Origin of the sequence: Pedobacter hiemivivus (assembly GCF_005144565.1) — a bacterium.
Classification (GTDB): Bacteria; Bacteroidota; Bacteroidia; order Sphingobacteriales; family Sphingobacteriaceae; genus Pedobacter; species Pedobacter hiemivivus.
Window position 1 is genome coordinate 65,227 of record NZ_SWDX01000002.1, and the last position, 17,944, is coordinate 83,170.

Annotated in this window: 14 protein-coding genes; 9 read left to right on the forward strand and 5 right to left on the reverse strand. The window is 39.8% G+C overall.

What is annotated here, in order from left to right; all coding sequences use genetic code 11:
- Positions 1-103 precede the first annotated feature (103 nt).
- Entirely contained in the window at positions 104-2,293 is a 2,190-nt protein-coding gene (locus FBD94_RS04210) for a catalase (RefSeq protein ID WP_136879240.1), read from the forward strand.
- A 55-nt stretch (positions 2,294-2,348) separates the two neighbouring features.
- Here the strand turns inward: FBD94_RS04210 and FBD94_RS04215 are convergent, their stop codons facing one another.
- The 4 genes from FBD94_RS04215 to FBD94_RS04230 form a co-directional block, all read right to left on the reverse strand.
- Positions 2,349-2,822: an ankyrin repeat domain-containing protein gene (locus FBD94_RS04215; protein WP_136879241.1), complete on the reverse strand. Its 474-nt coding sequence runs from the start codon at positions 2,820-2,822 to the stop codon at positions 2,349-2,351.
- 213 nt (positions 2,823-3,035) lie between these two features.
- Complete coding sequence (locus FBD94_RS04220; protein WP_136879242.1) at positions 3,036-4,217, reverse strand: chromate transporter; 1,182 nt, start codon at positions 4,215-4,217, stop codon at positions 3,036-3,038.
- Positions 4,218-4,227: 10 nt separating this feature from the next.
- The gene (locus FBD94_RS04225; RefSeq protein ID WP_235884367.1) at positions 4,228-4,755 is read right to left on the reverse strand and encodes a hypothetical protein; all 528 of its coding nucleotides are present in this window, start codon (positions 4,753-4,755) and stop codon (positions 4,228-4,230) included.
- Between the two features lie 43 nt (positions 4,756-4,798).
- Positions 4,799-5,656, reverse strand: coding sequence for a chromate resistance protein ChrB domain-containing protein (locus tag FBD94_RS04230; protein ID WP_136879243.1), 858 nt, complete (start codon positions 5,654-5,656; stop codon positions 4,799-4,801).
- Between the two features lie 420 nt (positions 5,657-6,076).
- Between FBD94_RS04230 and FBD94_RS04235 the strand changes: the two genes are divergently transcribed.
- From FBD94_RS04235 to FBD94_RS04260, 6 genes are all read left to right on the forward strand, one after another.
- Positions 6,077-6,556 carry a phosphatase PAP2 family protein gene (locus FBD94_RS04235; protein WP_169472210.1) on the forward strand — a complete coding sequence of 160 codons (480 nt, stop codon included), beginning with the start codon at positions 6,077-6,079 and terminating at the stop codon, positions 6,554-6,556.
- On the forward strand, positions 6,537-6,977 hold the full coding sequence (locus FBD94_RS04240; protein ID WP_136879245.1) for a GtrA family protein: 441 nt from the start codon (positions 6,537-6,539) through the stop codon (positions 6,975-6,977). Before FBD94_RS04235 ends, FBD94_RS04240 begins: the two co-directional genes overlap by 20 nt.
- Positions 6,967-8,496, forward strand: coding sequence for an ArnT family glycosyltransferase (locus FBD94_RS04245; protein WP_169472211.1), 1,530 nt, complete (start codon positions 6,967-6,969; stop codon positions 8,494-8,496). Before FBD94_RS04240 ends, FBD94_RS04245 begins: the two co-directional genes overlap by 11 nt.
- A gap of 115 nt (positions 8,497-8,611) precedes the next feature.
- Positions 8,612-9,460 (forward strand): metallophosphoesterase family protein, encoded by an 849-nt coding sequence (locus FBD94_RS04250; protein WP_235884368.1) that lies wholly within the window; start codon positions 8,612-8,614, stop codon positions 9,458-9,460.
- Between the two features lie 19 nt (positions 9,461-9,479).
- On the forward strand, positions 9,480-10,271 hold the full coding sequence (locus tag FBD94_RS04255) for a hypothetical protein (protein ID WP_136879247.1): 792 nt from the start codon (positions 9,480-9,482) through the stop codon (positions 10,269-10,271).
- 9 nt (positions 10,272-10,280) lie between these two features.
- Positions 10,281-12,722 (forward strand): bifunctional YncE family protein/alkaline phosphatase family protein, encoded by a 2,442-nt coding sequence (locus FBD94_RS04260; RefSeq protein WP_136879248.1) that lies wholly within the window; start codon positions 10,281-10,283, stop codon positions 12,720-12,722.
- 50 nt (positions 12,723-12,772) lie between these two features.
- On the opposite strand, the gene FBD94_RS04265 is transcribed toward FBD94_RS04260, so the two are convergent.
- Entirely contained in the window at positions 12,773-13,786 is a 1,014-nt protein-coding gene (locus tag FBD94_RS04265; protein WP_136879249.1) for a LacI family DNA-binding transcriptional regulator, read from the reverse strand.
- A gap of 146 nt (positions 13,787-13,932) precedes the next feature.
- Between FBD94_RS04265 and FBD94_RS04270 the strand changes: the two genes are divergently transcribed.
- Both FBD94_RS04270 and FBD94_RS04275 read left to right on the forward strand, forming a co-directional pair.
- A complete protein-coding gene (locus FBD94_RS04270) occupies positions 13,933-14,823 on the forward strand; it encodes an inositol oxygenase family protein (RefSeq protein WP_136879250.1) in 891 nt (296 codons plus the stop codon).
- Positions 14,824-15,051: 228 nt separating this feature from the next.
- Complete coding sequence (locus FBD94_RS04275; RefSeq protein WP_205945832.1) at positions 15,052-17,943, forward strand: SusC/RagA family TonB-linked outer membrane protein; 2,892 nt, start codon at positions 15,052-15,054, stop codon at positions 17,941-17,943.
- Position 17,944 lies beyond the last annotated feature (1 nt).

The window sequence follows — 17,944 nt, forward strand, 5'->3', positions numbered from 1 at the left end:
TTATTCTGCTGAAGGTTACTTTGGACGTTACGCTATGCTATGCCTACCGGGGATGAAATAAGTTGCGTTGCAGCAGAAGATATAAACCTATTAATTTACTACTATGGCAAAAGATAAACCTACGAAGAAACCGGGGATTCAACCAGAAAATGAAAAGACCGAAGCCTTGCAGTTACATACTACTGATGCAAATGGTGAATTGATGACAACGGACCATGGAGTGCGGATTAATGATGACCAAAATTCACTTAAAGCGGGAGAACGTGGGGCGACTTTACTTGAGGATTTTATCCTTCGGGAGAAGATTACTCACTTTGATCATGAACGTATTCCCGAAAGAGTTGTACATGCTAGAGGATCAGGAGCCCATGGGGTTTTTAAGTTGTACAAATCACTCGACAAGGTAACGAAAGCCGCCTTTCTTAATGATACAGAAACGGAAACACCTGTATTTGTGCGCTTCTCTACTGTTGCCGGATCTAAGGGGTCTACAGATTTAGCCAGAGATGTGAGGGGTTTTGCAGTGAAATTCTACACCCAACAAGGTAATTTTGATCTGGTAGGTAATAATATGCCGATATTTTTTATCCAAGATGCGATGAAATTTCCCGATCTGGTTCATGCCGTTAAACCAGAACCTGACAATGAAATGCCACAGGCGGCCTCAGCGCATGATACTTTTTGGGACTTTATATCATTAATGCCAGAATCTACCCACATGGTCATGTGGCTAATGAGTGACCGCGCCATTCCTCGAAGCTTGCGCATGATGGAGGGTTTTGGTGTGCACACGTTTCGGTTCATTAATCGAAACGGTGAGGCTTGTTTCGTGAAGTTTCATTGGAAACCTTTGCTTGGTGTGCATTCAGTTGCATGGGATGAGGCACAAAATATTTCGGGTAAAGATCCTGATTTTCACCGAAGAGACCTATGGGAGGCAATTGATAGTGGTGCATTTCCTGAGTGGGAGCTGGGCGTACAAATTGTGCCTGAAGCGGATGAGTTTAAATTTGAATTTGATTTACTGGATCCTACCAAGCTGATACCCGAAGAATTGGTGCCGGTACAGCGTATTGGTAAAATGACGCTTAATCGTAATCCTGATAATTTCTTTGCTGAAACTGAACAAGTGGCTTTCCATGTTGGGCATATTGTACCCGGTATAGATTTTACCAACGATCCACTTATGCAAGGAAGATTGTTTTCATATACAGACACGCAATTGATCCGTTTGGGAGGCCCTAATTTCCACGAGATTCCAATAAATCGACCAGTAGTTCCTGTTCATAATAACCAGAGGGACGGTTTTATGCGTCAAACCATTAACAAAGGGAAAACTAGTTATGGGCCTAATTCTTTGGGAAATAATGCCCCACAACAGGTGAAGGCGGCAGATGGTGGTTTCACTTCCTATCAGGAAAGGATTGATGCCAAAAAAGTTAGGGCAAGGAGTAAAAGTTTTTTTGATCATTTCAGTCAGGCAACATTGTTCTTTAACAGCCAGTCTGATCCTGAAAAGAAACATTTGGTTGATGCTTTAAGTTTCGAGCTGGGTAAAGTGAAAACAGTTGCCATCCGTCAGCGGATGGTTGGAATTTTGTCGCTTGTTGATCAAGGGCTCGCCACTGAGGTAGCATTTGCACTTGGGTTAAAAGTTCCTGCCAAACCGCAACAACCGATAAACCATAGCGTTCCGGCAGATGGTGATCCGTTGGATTATCAGCCTTTAAAGGTAGAAGGGAAGCTCTATAAGTCTACTGCGTTAAGCATGGCTGGGACTTTAAAGGATACCATTAAAACCCGTAAGATTGCCATACTTGCCGCGGATGGTGTTGATGCAAAAACATTAAATACGGTTAAATCTGCAATTCTTGCTGAGGGTGGGGTAGTTCAGGTGATCGCTCCTAAATTGGGCGTCGTAGTTGCTGCTGATAAATCCGAGGTAGCTGTAGATGAGAGTTTTTTAACTGCTGCATCGGTACTATATGATGCGGTATATGTTCCAGGAGGATTAAAGAGTATAGCCACTTTGGAAGCGGAAGCAAATGCGATTCATTTTTTAAATGAAGCTTTTAAGCATTGTAAGGCAATTGCTGCCGATGATCAGGCTAAACAGGTACTAGAATCGACTTATTTTTCTAAAAAGCTGCCTAAAGATTTTTCGGATGAGACTGTATTTAAAGAAGGTATTGTAATAGGTGCTGATGCGGCGAAACTGGCCAAACAATTCATTAAAGCCATTGCTCAACATAGGTTTTGGGATCGAGAAAAAAAACGACAGGTTCCAGCTTAATATAATTCAAAAAAAATACCCGGAAATGCCGGGTATTTTTTTGTGCCATTCATATTTAATTTTGGAGTATATCCAGAGCTTTTTCATTTCCTTGTTGAGCGGCCAAATCAAATACAGAAAGACCGCGCACATCCAGTATCGTCTTATTGGCACCGTGAGTCAGCAAAAGTTGTAATACATCATTTCTGCCAAACATGGCCGCAAACATTAAGGCTGTTCCACCATTGCCGTGTTGAAGGTCTAAATTAGCTCCATAATTGATTAATAATTCCACAATATCCAAATAACCTTTAAATGCTACCCCCATTAATGCGGTATTACCCCCATGATCTTGAGCATTTACCTCTGCACCGGAGTCCAATAATAATTTGGCAGCTTGATATTGATTATTGTAGCAGGCGATAATCAAAGGGGTATATCCTTTTTCATCTTTTGCATTAAGATCAGCTTTCTGTCTGATCAATTCCTGAATGACTTCAATGTTGCCAAGTCTTGCTGCGTGAATTATAATCTGGGTCGGTTGTGTCATAAATTATATGTTTCTGATGAGGTAAGTATGCTTTTTTGTGTTCTTTCAATGTCTAACAGCTGTAGAGGAATAACAGCCGAAGCGAATTATGGTTCTGATTTTTTCATAACTTCCAAAATCCTTTTTTATGCGTTTCAGCAGCAACAGAATTAACAGGTAGTAAACTTACCCCGCCTAAGATGACCGAGGTTTTTAAAAACTCATCTCTTTTCATTACAAAAGTGTTTTAAGTATGATTCCAATTATAGCTGATGCCAATATGAGATGTGGTTCTTTTATTTTTTTTAGGTAGATCAAAGCAAGCATACTAAATATAGCGATTAAGGCAGTCGGAATATCTACAATTGCCCGTATAGCGATAATAATTACAGCGCCTACAAGCGCACCAATCACCACTGCTGTAATGCCATCCACAAATGCTTTGATACTGGTGTTTTTTGCAATCTTTTTAAAGGAAGGGGCCAGTGCTACCGTAAAAATATAACAAGGTAAAAAGGTAGCGAGCGCGGCTACACAGGCTCCGGGAAAACCAGCTACCAGATAACCGATAAATCCAACAGTGATCACGACAGGCCCAGGAGTGATCATTGCTACAGCTACAGAATCCAAAAACTCATGTTCGGTAAGCCAGCCAAATTCCTGAACCACTCCTCCATGTAAAAAGGGAACAATAGCCAAACCACTGCCAAATACGAATGCACCCGCTTTTAGAAAGAACCAACCAATTTCCTGAAGGGTCTTTCCATCATAATGCCAAAATCCAATGCCAAGTAATATTATTGATGGCGCAGCAGTAGGGCGTTTGATCCATTTTGGAGGTGACTTAACTACCATATAGATCAGGCCACAGCCTGCAAAAAGCAAAACATCTTCTTTTTCAGTAATCACCGTGACAGCAATTCCAACCAAATAAAAAATCCATAAGAGCCATTTAGATTTGATGGCTGCAAAGTCAAGGCTACTCACTGATTTAATGGTCAGTTTATAGGCACTAATGGCAATGATGCCAATTACAGCAGCACTTACTCCATAAAACACGGCCAGCATCCCTGGCAATCCGCTATAAAGCTTATATGCAATACCTAATAGCACTACCATGATAAAAGAAGGGAGTACAAAAGCGAGCCCAGCTAAAGTCGCACCTATTAATCCATAGTGGACAAAGCCAACGTAAATACCTAGTTGAGCGGCCAATGGCCCTGGTGCCAGTTGAGCAAGTGCCAGCCCCTCTTTATATTCCTCTTCCGTAATCCATTTTTTGTTTTCTACCAAATCACGATGCATGTAGCCGACAAGTGCCACAGGGCCACCAAATCCCCAGGTACCTAATTTTAAAAAATATGTAGTAAGCTCAATCTTTGAATAAGCAGGTTTTATGATCAGTTCTTTTTCCATGTCTATATATTTAAAATGAAATGCCAAACTGGAAACCAATACCAAAAGAGGAGGGAAGGTCATTCCCAAAACGGGCGGGCAAAGGAAGAGCAATGAAATAACTACTGCCTTTGTTTTTCTTCAGAACTTTATTAAAAACAGGAGTTAGACCATACCTGCCAGATGTTTCAAAAGCAGCTCTGCCTGCAAAAGTAAAACCATTTCCAAGGGCAACAAGTACACCGGGATGGAACAATACATTGTTTACTTTGCTTCCGCTACTTGTAGCTTTTACAAATGGTACAATTTCACTGCTGAAACCAATTTTTGCACTCTTCCAGATGTTTATCCCTATTGGCATCCCAACAACATAGCTGTCTTTAAAATTTGTATGGGTTCCATCCGAACTAAAAGTAACAATGGGATGGACAATTCCAACATACCCGGCAATTTTGGGATAAGTTTGAATAGGCGTTTGTTGGGAATAGCCAGTAATTGAAATCAAGAGGCTACCCATTAACAAGATAGCGAAGCAGGTTTTATAGATTATCGTTTGCATAGCACAAGGCTACGGACGTTATAGAGGATAAAATAGAATGGTTTTAACTATTAGGACGTATTTTACCTTTTTGATTGTTCTTTTTGTATGCAGAAGGTGTTAAACCTGTTTCCAGTTTAAAAATGCGTGCGAAATGACTTTGGTCGGAAAAACCTGTCAGATAGGCAATTTCGGAAAAGGAATAATCAGAAGTTTCAATGAATACGATAGCCTTATCTATCCGAAGTTTTCTAATGTATTCGCCAAATGACAGGTTATCAAAATATTTGGAAAACTCTCTGGAAACATAGGCCGGATTTACATTTAGTTCTTGTGAAATCCCTGTTAAGCTCAGTGCAAGGTTAGTATCAATCTGATCCTGTATAATGGTTTTTAGTTCGGTTGCCCAACTAGGTATTTTTCCAGTAGTGCCTTTTTTCAGAAATTTTTGGTAAACATCAACCAATAACTGTTCTACGGGGCTTTCTGTGTGTTTTACATTTTGTAGATGTTTTGCCCAAGTGTAAAGCGCATCATAGATCACTTTTCCAGCTTCTAATAACTCTAAATCATCTTTAATATTATAAGCCATACCAGCAGCAATCGCCCACAGTCCGGCGCATTGGCTTGATAGATGATGTTGGTCTGTATCTGCACCTCTTACAATGGGAGCCATTACATCGAGCGCCGGGTCATTTAATTTATACTTTTTAATCAGTGCATCAAAAGTACATTGATCATTTTGATGTGTGAGTTCAACACCCGGAACATCAAATGGAATTGCATCCAATTGTTTAGCTAACTCAATAACCTGATCGAATGGTACATAAAAAAAGACTGCATTTTTATCAATGAAATTCTTGATCAGCCAGGGGCAGGCGATACGGTCTATTTTTGGTCTTTCACGGGTGATCCAGTTCATTTTTATCTTTAACTATATATCAAACTTATGATTATTTTTCGATCATTAAATAGTATCCAGTTTTAATCAAGGGAAGGCCAATGTTATCTTTCGATTTCCTGGCGAACATGCCTATAGACATTGTACACGGCGATGGCTCGGACGTCAATGCTGTAGAAGGTTAATCTAAAATTGATGCATGAATTATTCTTCTGGTAACCTATGTATAATATGGCCCCTGCATTTTTGTATTAAATGTTGATCCAAATTAAACAATGCCCCATATATTTTGGGCTGCTTTCATTGATGTTAGTAGTCTTGGCAGTTTACTGTTGCTTGTTTTCCAAGTTGGATATATTTATAGCATTAAACAGTTTCCATTGGATTGGTCTGGATTACTTTTTTAGATTCTATACTTACCTCGGAGATGGAATATGCTCTATGTTCGTTATACTATTATTTGCTGGGCTGAAAAAAAAGCGAATTGTTGGTGCATTATTGTTCGCATTTATAGTTACAGGCATTCTGGTATATGTAATGAAATCAGTTTTTTCAGCACCAAGACCAAATCTTTATTTTCAGGAAATTTCTTTTGCTTATCATCATTTTGTAGCAGGTGTTTCGCTTTACAATTCGGGTTCTTTTCCTTCTGGTCATACAGCTACCGCTTTTGCTATGGCTACTGTATTGACGCTCTTCAGTCGAAAACAAAAAAGAACTTTTTTGTTTTTTCTTGCTGCATTATTGGTAGGTTATTCCAGAATCTATCTTGCACAACATTTTTTATTAGATGTAATCGTAGGAATGATGTTAGGAGCGTTGATCGGAATGTTCAGCTTTTACATGATAGTGAATAAGAAGTTTAATATTCGTTTTAATAGAAATTTCCATAAACGGCAAAATGCAATTCTCAGATCATAACAAAATAGTCAGAATAGATCATTTTTTTTCAAAATCGAAAGTAACACAATTGATCAAATTCGGGATTGTTGGTTGTTCGGGCTTGGTTATAGATTTTGCTATTACCTATTTTTTTAAGGAATATTTGGGCTTAAACAGATTTATAGCAAATGCGTTGGGCTTTGGTGCAGCAGTAACCAATAATTACTTCATCCATAGATTCTGGACCTTTAAGAACAACGAAAAACGCGTAGCCCAGCAGTTCCTTAAATTTCTGATGGTCTCAATTATCGGATTAGGTTTAAATACTTTGTGTATCTATACCATTCAACAATGGGGGCATTTGTCATTTTATGTGGCAAAATTTATAGCCATCGTGTTGGTTTTTATATGGAACTATACCGTAAATGCTCAAATTACATTCAAAAAAAATGAAGTTTAGGATAGATAAAATCTGGTTACTTATTCTATTCACAACATTTATAAGGATATTTATAGCATTAACGCTGGATTTTGGAAATGATGAGGTTTATTATTGGACTTATGCCCGGCATCTTGACTGGAATTATTTCGATCATCCGCCTGTTGTAGCCTGGCTGATTAGGCTCACTACGCTGAATCTTTCTCTGCATAACGAATTGTCAGCAAGATTTGGCGCGATCCTTTCTTCTGCGATCTGTACATTTATCATTTATAAAACAGGTGTGTTAATCCATAACAAGAGGTCCGGCTGGTATGCCGCTCTTCTGTATTCTGCTTCTTTCTATTGCAGTATAATAGCTGGTGCCTTTATTCTCCCGGATAGCCCACAAATGGTCTTTTGGTTATTGGGTTTATTAATTTTGATTAAAATTGATAAGTCAACAATAAATGAATCAAAGAATAGTCTGCTCTGGATTTGTTTTGGTATAGTGACTGGGCTCTGTATCATGTGCAAGGTACATGGTGTTTTTTTATGGTTGGCCGTTGCGCTATATGCGGTTATCTGGAGTCCTGCTTGGTGGAGAAATCCATGGATGTACCTTTCCGGGATCATAACATTGCTGATCATTTCTCCAATTGTGATCTGGAATTTTCAAAATCATTTCATTACTTATGCTTATCATGGAGCCAGGGTAGCACCAACAAGTGGATTTAATCCTATCGCTTTTTTTAGGGAAATATTTGGTGAGTTATTTTATAACAATCCTTTTGTGTTCTTACTGGCCTGGGGAGCTGTATGGAGTTGGCATAAAAGTAGATTGGTTATTGCTAAAAAGGAACTTGGTCTATTGATCTGTTACAGTTTGCCATTAATTGTTACCCTGTTTTTTCTGGCCTCATTCAGAACTACATTGCCTCACTGGTCCGGACCAGCATACAGTGTACTCATACTAATTATAGCTGTAAAATTGACTAATTATACAAATAGAAAAGCAAATAGAATTGTGATCTGTTCATTAGGGTTCTATCTGGTTATCGTAGTTGCAGGTCTTTTAATGGTTAATTTTTATCCTGGAACGCTTAGCCCTTCCAATGATCCAAAAATTGTTGGCAAAGGTGATGTAACACTCGATCTGTATGGATGGGAAGATGCGGGGCAACAATTTGAAAAGTTGTATCAAAATGATATCAAAAAAGGCAGGATACTTGGTCACGAACCAATTATCATCAATAAGTGGTTTCCGGCGGCACATATTGATTTTTATTTAGCAAGTATGACCAAGCAGCAAACCTATGGCATCGGACCGATCTTTGATCTTCATCAATATTATTTTTATAATAAATACCACCAAAAACCGATAAAAGGGGCTGATGCATATTATATTACAAGTTCAAATATGTTCTCACAACAAGATATTGATTTCAATAAGGCCTATTTCGAAAAAATAGAAGATCCTGTATTTCTCCCAATAAAGAGAAATGGCAAAATATGCAAAAATTTAGTGATTTATAAATTGAGAAGATTTAAAGGCTTCTAAGAAAGCAATTACGAATGTTATGTTAAAGGCATGTTAAAAATTATTTAACACAATGGTTTTATTTACGTAAAACTAATTGAAGATCTTCATCTTATTTTTGGGGTTTAAATCTACAATGATGTCTGACAGAAGAGAGTTTATAAAGGCTAGTGTAGCAAGCTTAATGCTAGCAGGAATATCTGCTCCGGTAATTGCCCTGACGCGGAACGAAGAATATCCAACATCCGGACCGGAAAAGAAAAACAGGTTGCGCTTTGCTATTGCGTCGGATGGACATTACGGTCAGCCCAATGTAGATTTTAAAAAAGATCATGAAAATATCGTGCGCTGGTTAAATGAAGCTCATGCTCAAAAACCACTAGATTTCGTCATCATCAATGGTGATCTGGTTCATGACAGACCTGATCTGCTGGCCGTTGTTAAGAAAGAACACTACGACCATTTGAAAGTACCCTTTTTCGCAGTTCCCGGAAATCATGACATGGCCGATACGGCGCTCTGGAAATCGGTGTTTGGTTATGAAGACAATTTTTCATTTATCAAAAACCAGGTAGGCTTTGTGCTGGCTAATACTTCCAATACAAAAGGAAAATACCTCTGCCCGAATAATGATTTTTTGAAGACAGAACTCGACAAGCTGACTGCTTTAAAGACAGTCTTTGTTATTCTGCATATTCCGCCGCATTTTTGGGTTCCCGAATCTCCTTTTATCGAATGTCCGGATACTATTAGTCTGCTGCACAGCTACCCAAATGTAAAAGCCGTTTTTCATGGTCACGATCATAGTCTGGATTCGGTATTCTATACCGGCAAGTTGCCGCACTTTTTTGACGCGCACATTGGAGGAAACTGGGGTACATCCTACAAAGGTTACCGCATTGTGGAAGTAGATGAAAATGAAAAGATCTGCACCTTCCAGGTCAATGCAAGCGCAAGTCCCATGCTAAACGAAACTAAATTTTAACTATTTGTCCCTTATTGATATGAAAAAACTACTACTTATTAGCCTGTTGTTTCTGAGTGTTAACTGTGTTGCGCAAACTACCGCACAGCCCTTTCTATTTAATGTAAATACCTTGACTGGTGATAAGCCATATTGGAATCTGCAATATTCTGGAAGCTATGGTGAGCGTGCCACGGGGCAGTTCGGCTATGACGGATTGGGGCAGCAGTTTGGCTTAAAAAGCTACCTGGGTAATCGTTTTACCTTATACGCTACAGCAGCTGTTGGGTTTGCTAATGGGGGTGGGGTGAGTTCAGCACAGCAGGCCGAAGTATTAAGGGACTTTATTGGAGGCAAAAAGGCCGAAGGTTTTAGACTTGGTGCGGGATTGGGTGCGAGTAGGGATTGGTCTAATGTCAAATCGGCGATTAGCAGGATAGCGCTCTCTTTTGATCAGCAAAAATGGCGCGCTGCAGGAAACCTACGTTTTGAAAAAGCATTTGACAGCAGTAGGGATAAACTGGATTTTATCAGCAGTCTTGGCTTTCAATACCGCCTTGCACCCGCATTGTTTTTGGGCTTTGAAGCAGTAGGGCAAGACCTTGAAGGGTTTTGGGATAAAGAAGAAGCTGAAGGGGGCGCAAAACTCATGGTTGGCCCTTCTATCAATTTGAAGCCGCAAAATTCCAGACTCTCCTTCTCAATTGCTGGCGGACCGGTATTTTATGCTACAAGAAGCAATATTATTCCCTCAGAAGCGATCCGTGAGTTAGGTGCTTCGGCCAATGGCTACTCTCTCCGGGCTTTGATTAATTTTGAACTGTATAAATAACAACGACACATGAAGAAGATTTTATATATACTGTTACTCGTTGTTTTTGCACAATCGAGCTACGCCCAATGGCCAGGTAAAACCGGCAAAAGCAACCAAATTCTACTGCCTAATGGCTGGAAGCTTAGCCCTGCCGGGCGCTCAGTTCAGCTCGGTGATCTGCCGCTCAATATGCAACTGAGTTCATCCGGAAAATTTCTGGCCATCACGAACAACGGACAAAGTACACAATCGCTGCAACTCGTCGACCCAAAAACTGAGCAGATACTAGACGAGCGCGTATTGAGCAAGTCATGGTATGGACTAGCGTTCAGTAAAGATGAGCAGCATTTGTATGTGTCTGGAGGAAACGACAACTGGATCCTTGACTTTAAGATAAAAGGCAACAAACTGGGCAATAGTGATACAATCACACTGGGGCCTGTATGGCCAAAAGGTAAGATCTGTCCTGCAGGAATTGTAGTCAATAAAGCCAATAACCGGTTATACACTGTCACGAAAGAAGACAGTACCCTTTATATAATTCATCCCGCTGAAAAGAAAATCCTTCGAAAAATTCAGCTTCCCGCAATCGCTTACAGTTGCACGCTTTCGGCAGATGAAACCAAATTGTACGTATCCTTATGGGGTGGAAAAAGCATAGCGGTGGTTAATCTTGCTGAAGAGAGAATCGCACAGATCGTTCCTGTCGGAGATCACCCCAATGAATTATTGCTAAACAGAAAAGGGACGATCCTATTTGTCGCCAATGCCAGCGACAATACCGTATCTGTGATCAATACGCTTTCAGGTAAGGTCATTGAAACCATAGCAACAACTTTGTACGCTACACAGTTGACCGGCTCTACCACCAATGGATTGGCATTGAGTGTTAACGAGAAAACGCTGTACATCGCCAACGCGGACAACAATTGTCTGGCTGTATTTGATGTAAGCAAGCCCGGAATCAGCCAAAGTCAGGGTTTTATCCCAGTGGGCTGGTACCCAACAAGTGTAAAAGTACTTGGCAACAAGATATTGGTCACAAATGGAAAAGGAAATACCTCGTTGGCCAATCCGCAGGGGCCACAGCCCATTTCCAAAGTGGACGATAGTGGATATCATATGGGTAGCACAGCAAACAGAAGACTGCAATATATTGCCGGTCTGTTTAAAGGTAGCCTGTCTTTCATTGACGCACCTAAAACCGAGCAGCTGAAGAACTACACCAAGGAAGTGTACGCCAATACCCCATTTAGTGACAAAAAAACGATTCTGGCAGATGGGGAGGCCGGAAACCCGATCCCCAGAAAATTGGGAGAAGAATCCCCAATAAAGCATGTATTTTACATTATTAAAGAAAACCGTACTTATGATCAGGTATTAAGTGATATTCCAAAAGGCAACGGCGACTCTTCTCTTTGTCTGTTTGGAAGAAAGATTACGCCAAACCAGCACGCTCTTGCAGAGAATTATGTATTGCTTGACAATTTTTATGTAGATGCTGAGGTGAGTGCCGATGGACATAACTGGAGCATGGCAGCATATGCAACTGATATAGTAGAAAAGACCTGGCCAACGAGTTATGGAGCGCGCGGTGGATCCACCAGTTTTGAAGGAGGCAGACCAGTTACCTATCCGAAAGGCGGGTTTATATGGGATTATTGCCAGCGTGCAGGTGTTTCCTACCGTAGCTACGGAGAATTTGGTAGCTATGCAAAAGCCAATATCAAATCGCTACAGGGGCACATGTGTCCAAACTCTCCAGGATTTGATATGGATATTACGGATCAGGTTAGGGCAGATACCTGGCAGCATGATTTTGACTCTTTGCTCAATGCAGGTAGTGTTCCACAATTCAGTACCTTGAGGATATCAAACGACCATACCAGCGGACAGAAAAAAGGAAAAGTTTCTCCTCAGGCAGCAGTCGCCGATAATGACCTTGCTGTTGGCCGCATCATCGAACACTTGTCTCACAGCCCGATCTGGAAAGAGTCTGTGGTGTTTATCCTTGAGGACGATGCCCAAAATGGCCCTGACCATGTGGATGCGCACCGCTCACCAGCTTATGTGGTGGGACCTTATGTGAAGCGAAATACAGCTATCCATACCATGTATTCAACTTCAGGTTTCCTGCGTACCATGGAACTCATTTTAGGGCTGCCACCAATGAGCCAATACGATGCAGCAGCGATGCCCCTTTACGAATGTTTTACCAGCCAACCGGATCTAACACCTTATACTGTGATTCAACCTTTAATTAGCCTGGATACCCGGAACGTGGCCAACAATGGAAGTAGCAGGCGCTCTGAGCTCTTTAATTTTGCCAAAGAAGATTCTGCACCAGATTTAGATCTGAACGAGGTGGTCTGGAAGTCGGTAAAAGGAGAAAATTCCATCATGCCTGCCCCAAAAAGGAGCGCTTTTGTAATCTTGGAAAAGAAAAAGAAGGATGATGACGACTATTGACCGAATTATAGGAGTTAAAGAAGTGGATTTGTGATGATTTTCAGCTTCGATCAATGGCTGGTCGAGCCCCTTACAACAAGTGTAGAAGGAATCATAAAATCTTCCTTTATTAAACTAAAGTTTCTATTTTCCAAAGCTCTAAATAAGAGCGTAGCAGCCGTTTTTCCCATTTCGAAAGCAGGCTGTGTAATCGTAGTGAGTGATGGATTAAGAATAGCCGCTGTTTCCAGGTTAGAGAAACAAACAATTTTTACATCTTTGGGTACTTTCAATTTCAATGCTTCACAGGCCATATAAACAGGCGTTGTTAATTTTTCAACCGACGCTATGATACCGTTTGGTTTATTTTTTTGTTGCAGTAACTTTTTAATTAACAGATAATTTTGTTCTGCATCATTGCTGCAATGAATGATATATTTTGGATCTGCTTTTATTTGATAATCGTTCAATGCCTGTAGGTATCCCTCCAATCTTTTATTACTGATGGATAAGCTTTTTGAAATACTTAAAAAAGCAATTTGATCACAATTTTGTTGTATCAGATGTGCTGTGGCTTTATAAGCACTTTCAAAATCGTCGGTAGTAATCTTTGCTGTTTCTACATTGTCGCAAGCGCGATCAAAAAAAACCAGAGGTAGACCATTTGCAATTAAATCGCTGATATGATTGCATTGTGTGGTTTCCCTCGAAACTGACAATAGCACGCCATCTACTCTTCCCCCTTGAAATTCCTTTAGAATAGTTCTTTCATTTTCAAAACTTTCATGCGTTAAACAGATCAATACATGATAGCCTTTTTCTTTGGCTACTGATTCGATGCCATTAATGGCCAGTGAAAAAAAACTATCTGCGACTTCGGGTATCACCACGCCAATATTTTTACTTTTCCTGCCCCGTAAGCTGCTGGCATAAGGATTAGGAACATAGTTGAGTCTTGCTGCTGTTTCCAGTACGCGCCGCTTGGTTTCTTCACTTATTTCATAGCTGTCATTTAAAGCCTTTGAGACAGTAGAAACTGAAAGGTTTAGCTCAAGCGCAAGTTCTCTAATATTGATATTCTTCATTGAATGGACATTGTTAATACAACCTACAAAATTTCTTTGATAATTGATGATTTATAGCGAATACGGTTTCGTAAATAAAGCTAATCCGTTATGCAATAAGTGAGTTAAAAAAACTCCAAATTAGAATAACCAAATATGATGTAGTGATGGGAACAAATCAAAACAACCTCAGCTCAAAGGAAGCTAATCCTTTAACCAATCTCGATGAATGGGAGGACGATTTATTGAGACGTTATCCTGAACCGGACAGTATCGCCACTGCGAAAACAACAGAAGAATATCGTAATTACGATGAGCCTGCCAGAGATACGGTTAAAGAATTTTATAGGATAAACCATACTTATCAAACTTATGAGTTTGTAAAGGAAAAACGAAACAACTATTTAAAATTTGATAAAAAGGAAATGCCCATTTGGGATGCTTTCCAATTTTTAAATCAATTGGTAGATGATTCGGATCCCGATACAGACTTAGATCAGTTTCAGCATTTACTGCAAACATCTGAAGCCATTCGTCGCGATGGCCATCCCGACTGGATGGTGCTGGTAGGGCTAATGCACGACATGGGGAAAGTACTTTGTCTATTTGACGAACCACAATGGGCTGTAGTTGGTGATACGTTCCCAGTAGGCTGCGCCTTTTCAGATAAAATTGTATATCCCGAATTTTTCAAAAACAATCCTGACTATTCCAATCCCGAATACCAAACCCAATATGGGATCTATAAAAAAGGCTGTGGTTTGCGCAATGTAACCATGTCATGGGGGCATGATGAATACGTTTACCAGATGCTTAAAGATTATATCCCCGAAGGCGGCCTTTACATGCTCCGTTATCACTCCTTTTATTCATGGCATCGTGAGGGCCAATATGAATACTTACTTGATGATAAGGATAGAGAGATGTTAAAATGGGTGCAACTGTTTAACCCTTATGACCTATATTCAAAAAATCCTGTGCCACCAGATTGGAACAAACTAAAATCCTATTATGAAGACCTTGTTGCAAAATACTTACCTGCAACTTTAAAATTTTAGAATATATCTTCCTTTAACAAATTGGTGTGATTCTAATAACAGAGAGTTAACCTGTTTGCTCTAACTTGTCAATAAGTAATTTCAAAACAATCTAAATTATTTCATATGAGGAAAATTTACTTTTATTATTTACCGCGGTGTCTAAAATTATTTTCTGCTGCGCTAATTATCTGTTTTTGTGTTTTCACACCAGGAAATACTTTCGCAAAAATAGATATTTTAAGTGTTATGAGGCAAAAAACGGTTTCTGGAAAAATCGTAGATGCTGAGGACGGGAAAGCTCTGCCAGGAGCAAGTATCGCAGTTAAAGGGGGGACCCAGGTTACAAGCGCCGATGCAAATGGGGCTTTTACCATTACTGTTCCCGATGACAATTCAATTCTGATCATTAAGTATATTGGCTATGCTACCCAAGAAATTATCGTTGGCAACAGAACCCGAATACAAGTATCCCTAAAAGCTAGTACATCCGATTTATCTCAGGTAGTGGTTGTAGGGTATGGCTCCCAAAACAAAAAAGACGTAACTGGAGCTATAAAATCATTAAAGAGCGAAGAATTTAATAAGGGTATCATTAACTCTCCACAGCAATTGCTACAGGGCAAAGTATCAGGTGTAAATGTAACTTCTGCCAGTGGCGAACCTGGCGGTCCTACCGGGATTAGTGTTAGGGGACCGGGTGGAATAAGATCGGGTAATTCACCTCTTTTTGTAGTAGATGGTTTGCCTTTGGACAATTCAATTACGGGCAGCGGGGATCCATTGAGCTTTATTAATCCGCAGGATATAGAATCGATCGACGTGCTAAAAGATGCATCTGCAACGGCTATTTATGGTTCTCGTGGGGCAAATGGGGTAATCATCATTACCACTAAAAAGGGCAAAGGAGGTGCCTCAACGCTTGCAGCTTCTGCTAGCCTGGGAATTTCATCTCTTGCAAGAGCTTTACCAGTTTTAACAGCAGACGAATTCCGTATTGAAGTACCCAAAGCGGGCGGTGTTCTTGATGACAAAGGCGGTTCTACCGACTGGCAAAAAGAAATAACCAGAGTTGCCAAAACTCAGAACTATAATATTACCATGAGTGGAGGAGGAGATAAACTGGCCTATTTTTCTTCGGTAGGGGTACAAAAACAAGAAGGTATTATCAAGAAAAATGACCTCAATCGGTATTCAGGAAGGTTTAATGCGACCCAGAAATTTTTAGAAGATAGATTAGTGGTTGATATCAATCTGAATGCCAGCAATACCAAACAGCAAAAGCCTCCCATTACGAGTATAATAGGCGATGCGCTCATTAATAACCCAACTTATCCGGCTAATGACGCGAACGGAAGACCTATACTCTATCAGAATATCAACAATCCATCCTTATTTTTTGACTTAGATAAAGAAACCACCACCACAAACCGGGTAATTGGTAACATTTCTCCTTCTATGAAAATTATTAAGGGGCTTGTTTATAAAGTGAATTTAGGTGTTGATAATTCTACTGCAACACGCGATGTGTTGAACTTACCAAATGCAGTTCCCTTACGTGATGGAAGATTAGAGACTTTTTATAACACCAACACAAATACGTTAATTGAAAATTACCTTACTTATAATTGGAGTAACACCAAGCATAATTTATCAGCACTAGGGGGACATTCCTACCAAAGAATCTTTGTACAGCAAAGAAATAATAGCATCAACAAATTTCTAGTGGGTGGGGTAGATCCAATTTATAACCCCGGTGTAGGACAGGAATTAACCTTAGGTAGCAATAGGCCCGGAGGATTTGCATTAATCAATGAGCTGCAATCATTTTTTGGAAGAGTCACTTACCAGTACAACGAAAAGTATTTGTTTACCGCTAATTTTAGAGCAGATGGTTCTACTAAATTTGGAGCCAACAATAAATACGGATATTTCCCATCTTTCTCTTTAGGATGGAAGATTTCGGAAGAGGATTTTATGAAGAATTCGATTTTTAGTAATTTGAAATTAAGAGCTGGTTATGGTATAACGGGTAATCAGGAAATTCCACCTAAAATTACACAGGCCTTATTTGTATCTAATGCAACTGGAAGCTATCCGCTTTATCCAACTGGGGCTTATCCGGCCGGAACAACTTATGCTCGATTTGCAAACCCAGATATCCAATGGGAAACTTCAAAACAGACAGATATAGGCTTAGACTTTGGTTTGTTTAAAGGAGCGCTAACAGGAACAATAGATGTGTTTAACAAAGTTTCGAAGAATATTTTGCTACTGGTAATTCCAGCAGATCCAGTTCAGCCGGCACAAGAAGTATGGTCTAATGTAAAAGATATGACCATCACGAATAAGGGTATAGAATTTGAATTGGATTATCGACATAAATCGGAGTATGGCATAACTTATAATATTGGTGGTAACCTAACTTACATCAAAAACAAGGTGCAACATTCTCCATATTCTTTGATTCCTGCCGGGTCGGTTTCTGGTGCTGGTATTACCTCATCAACCATCAATGGATATGTAAATGATCAGCCTTTGGGAACGTTCTTTTTAAAGGAATTTACAGGCTTTGATGCTGCGGGCTTAAGTACTTACCGCGATACAGACGGGGATGGTCTTGTTACTGATAAAGACAGGATTTCGGCTGGTACAGCTTTACCTAGCACGATGTATAATTTTTATGCCAGTGCTGCATTCAAAGGATTCGATCTCAGTATCAATTTTAATGGTGTGTCTGGAAATAAAATCTATGATTATACACAGAATGTAAGTTTTTCTAAATTAAGGCTCGCAAAAAATGCGAATGCGACCAGAGAAGCTATTGCTAATCCGACAGAGTCGTTAAACAATCCAACTCCTGTATCTACGAGGTACCTTAAAAATGGCGCCTACCTAAGACTGAACAATGTTTCGCTGGGCTATAGTTTCAATACCAAAGATTTAGGGGTAAATAAATGGTTTTCTAACATCCATCTATCTGTAACAGGTCAAAATCTTTTTGTAATCACTGATTATACTGGTTATGACCCTGAGGTAAACAGCGACAGAGCAATCGATGGCGTTTCTTCTTATGGAATTGACTTTTTAAGTTACCCGAAAGCTAGATCCATTGTTTTTGGTTTAAACTTCTCATTTTAAT

Bases quoted from the DNA above. Each gene is read 5' to 3' on its own strand.
- FBD94_RS04210 (WP_136879240.1), top strand. From the start codon at position 104: ATGGCAAAAGATAAACCTACGAAGAAACCGGGGATTCAACCAGAAAAT.
- FBD94_RS04215 (WP_136879241.1), bottom strand. From the start codon at position 2,822: ATGACACAACCGACCCAGATTATAATTCACGCAGCAAGACTTGGCAAC.
- FBD94_RS04220 (WP_136879242.1), bottom strand. From the start codon at position 4,217: ATGGAAAAAGAACTGATCATAAAACCTGCTTATTCAAAGATTGAGCTT.
- FBD94_RS04225 (WP_235884367.1), bottom strand. From the start codon at position 4,755: ATGCAAACGATAATCTATAAAACCTGCTTCGCTATCTTGTTAATGGGT.
- FBD94_RS04230 (WP_136879243.1), bottom strand. From the start codon at position 5,656: ATGAACTGGATCACCCGTGAAAGACCAAAAATAGACCGTATCGCCTGC.
- FBD94_RS04235 (WP_169472210.1), top strand. From the start codon at position 6,077: ATGTTCGTTATACTATTATTTGCTGGGCTGAAAAAAAAGCGAATTGTT.
- FBD94_RS04240 (WP_136879245.1), top strand. From the start codon at position 6,537: ATGCAATTCTCAGATCATAACAAAATAGTCAGAATAGATCATTTTTTT.
- FBD94_RS04245 (WP_169472211.1), top strand. From the start codon at position 6,967: ATGAAGTTTAGGATAGATAAAATCTGGTTACTTATTCTATTCACAACA.
- FBD94_RS04250 (WP_235884368.1), top strand. From the start codon at position 8,612: ATGATGTCTGACAGAAGAGAGTTTATAAAGGCTAGTGTAGCAAGCTTA.
- FBD94_RS04255 (WP_136879247.1), top strand. From the start codon at position 9,480: ATGAAAAAACTACTACTTATTAGCCTGTTGTTTCTGAGTGTTAACTGT.
- FBD94_RS04260 (WP_136879248.1), top strand. From the start codon at position 10,281: ATGAAGAAGATTTTATATATACTGTTACTCGTTGTTTTTGCACAATCG.
- FBD94_RS04265 (WP_136879249.1), bottom strand. From the start codon at position 13,786: ATGAAGAATATCAATATTAGAGAACTTGCGCTTGAGCTAAACCTTTCA.
- FBD94_RS04270 (WP_136879250.1), top strand. From the start codon at position 13,933: ATGGGAACAAATCAAAACAACCTCAGCTCAAAGGAAGCTAATCCTTTA.
- FBD94_RS04275 (WP_205945832.1), top strand. From the start codon at position 15,052: ATGAGGCAAAAAACGGTTTCTGGAAAAATCGTAGATGCTGAGGACGGG.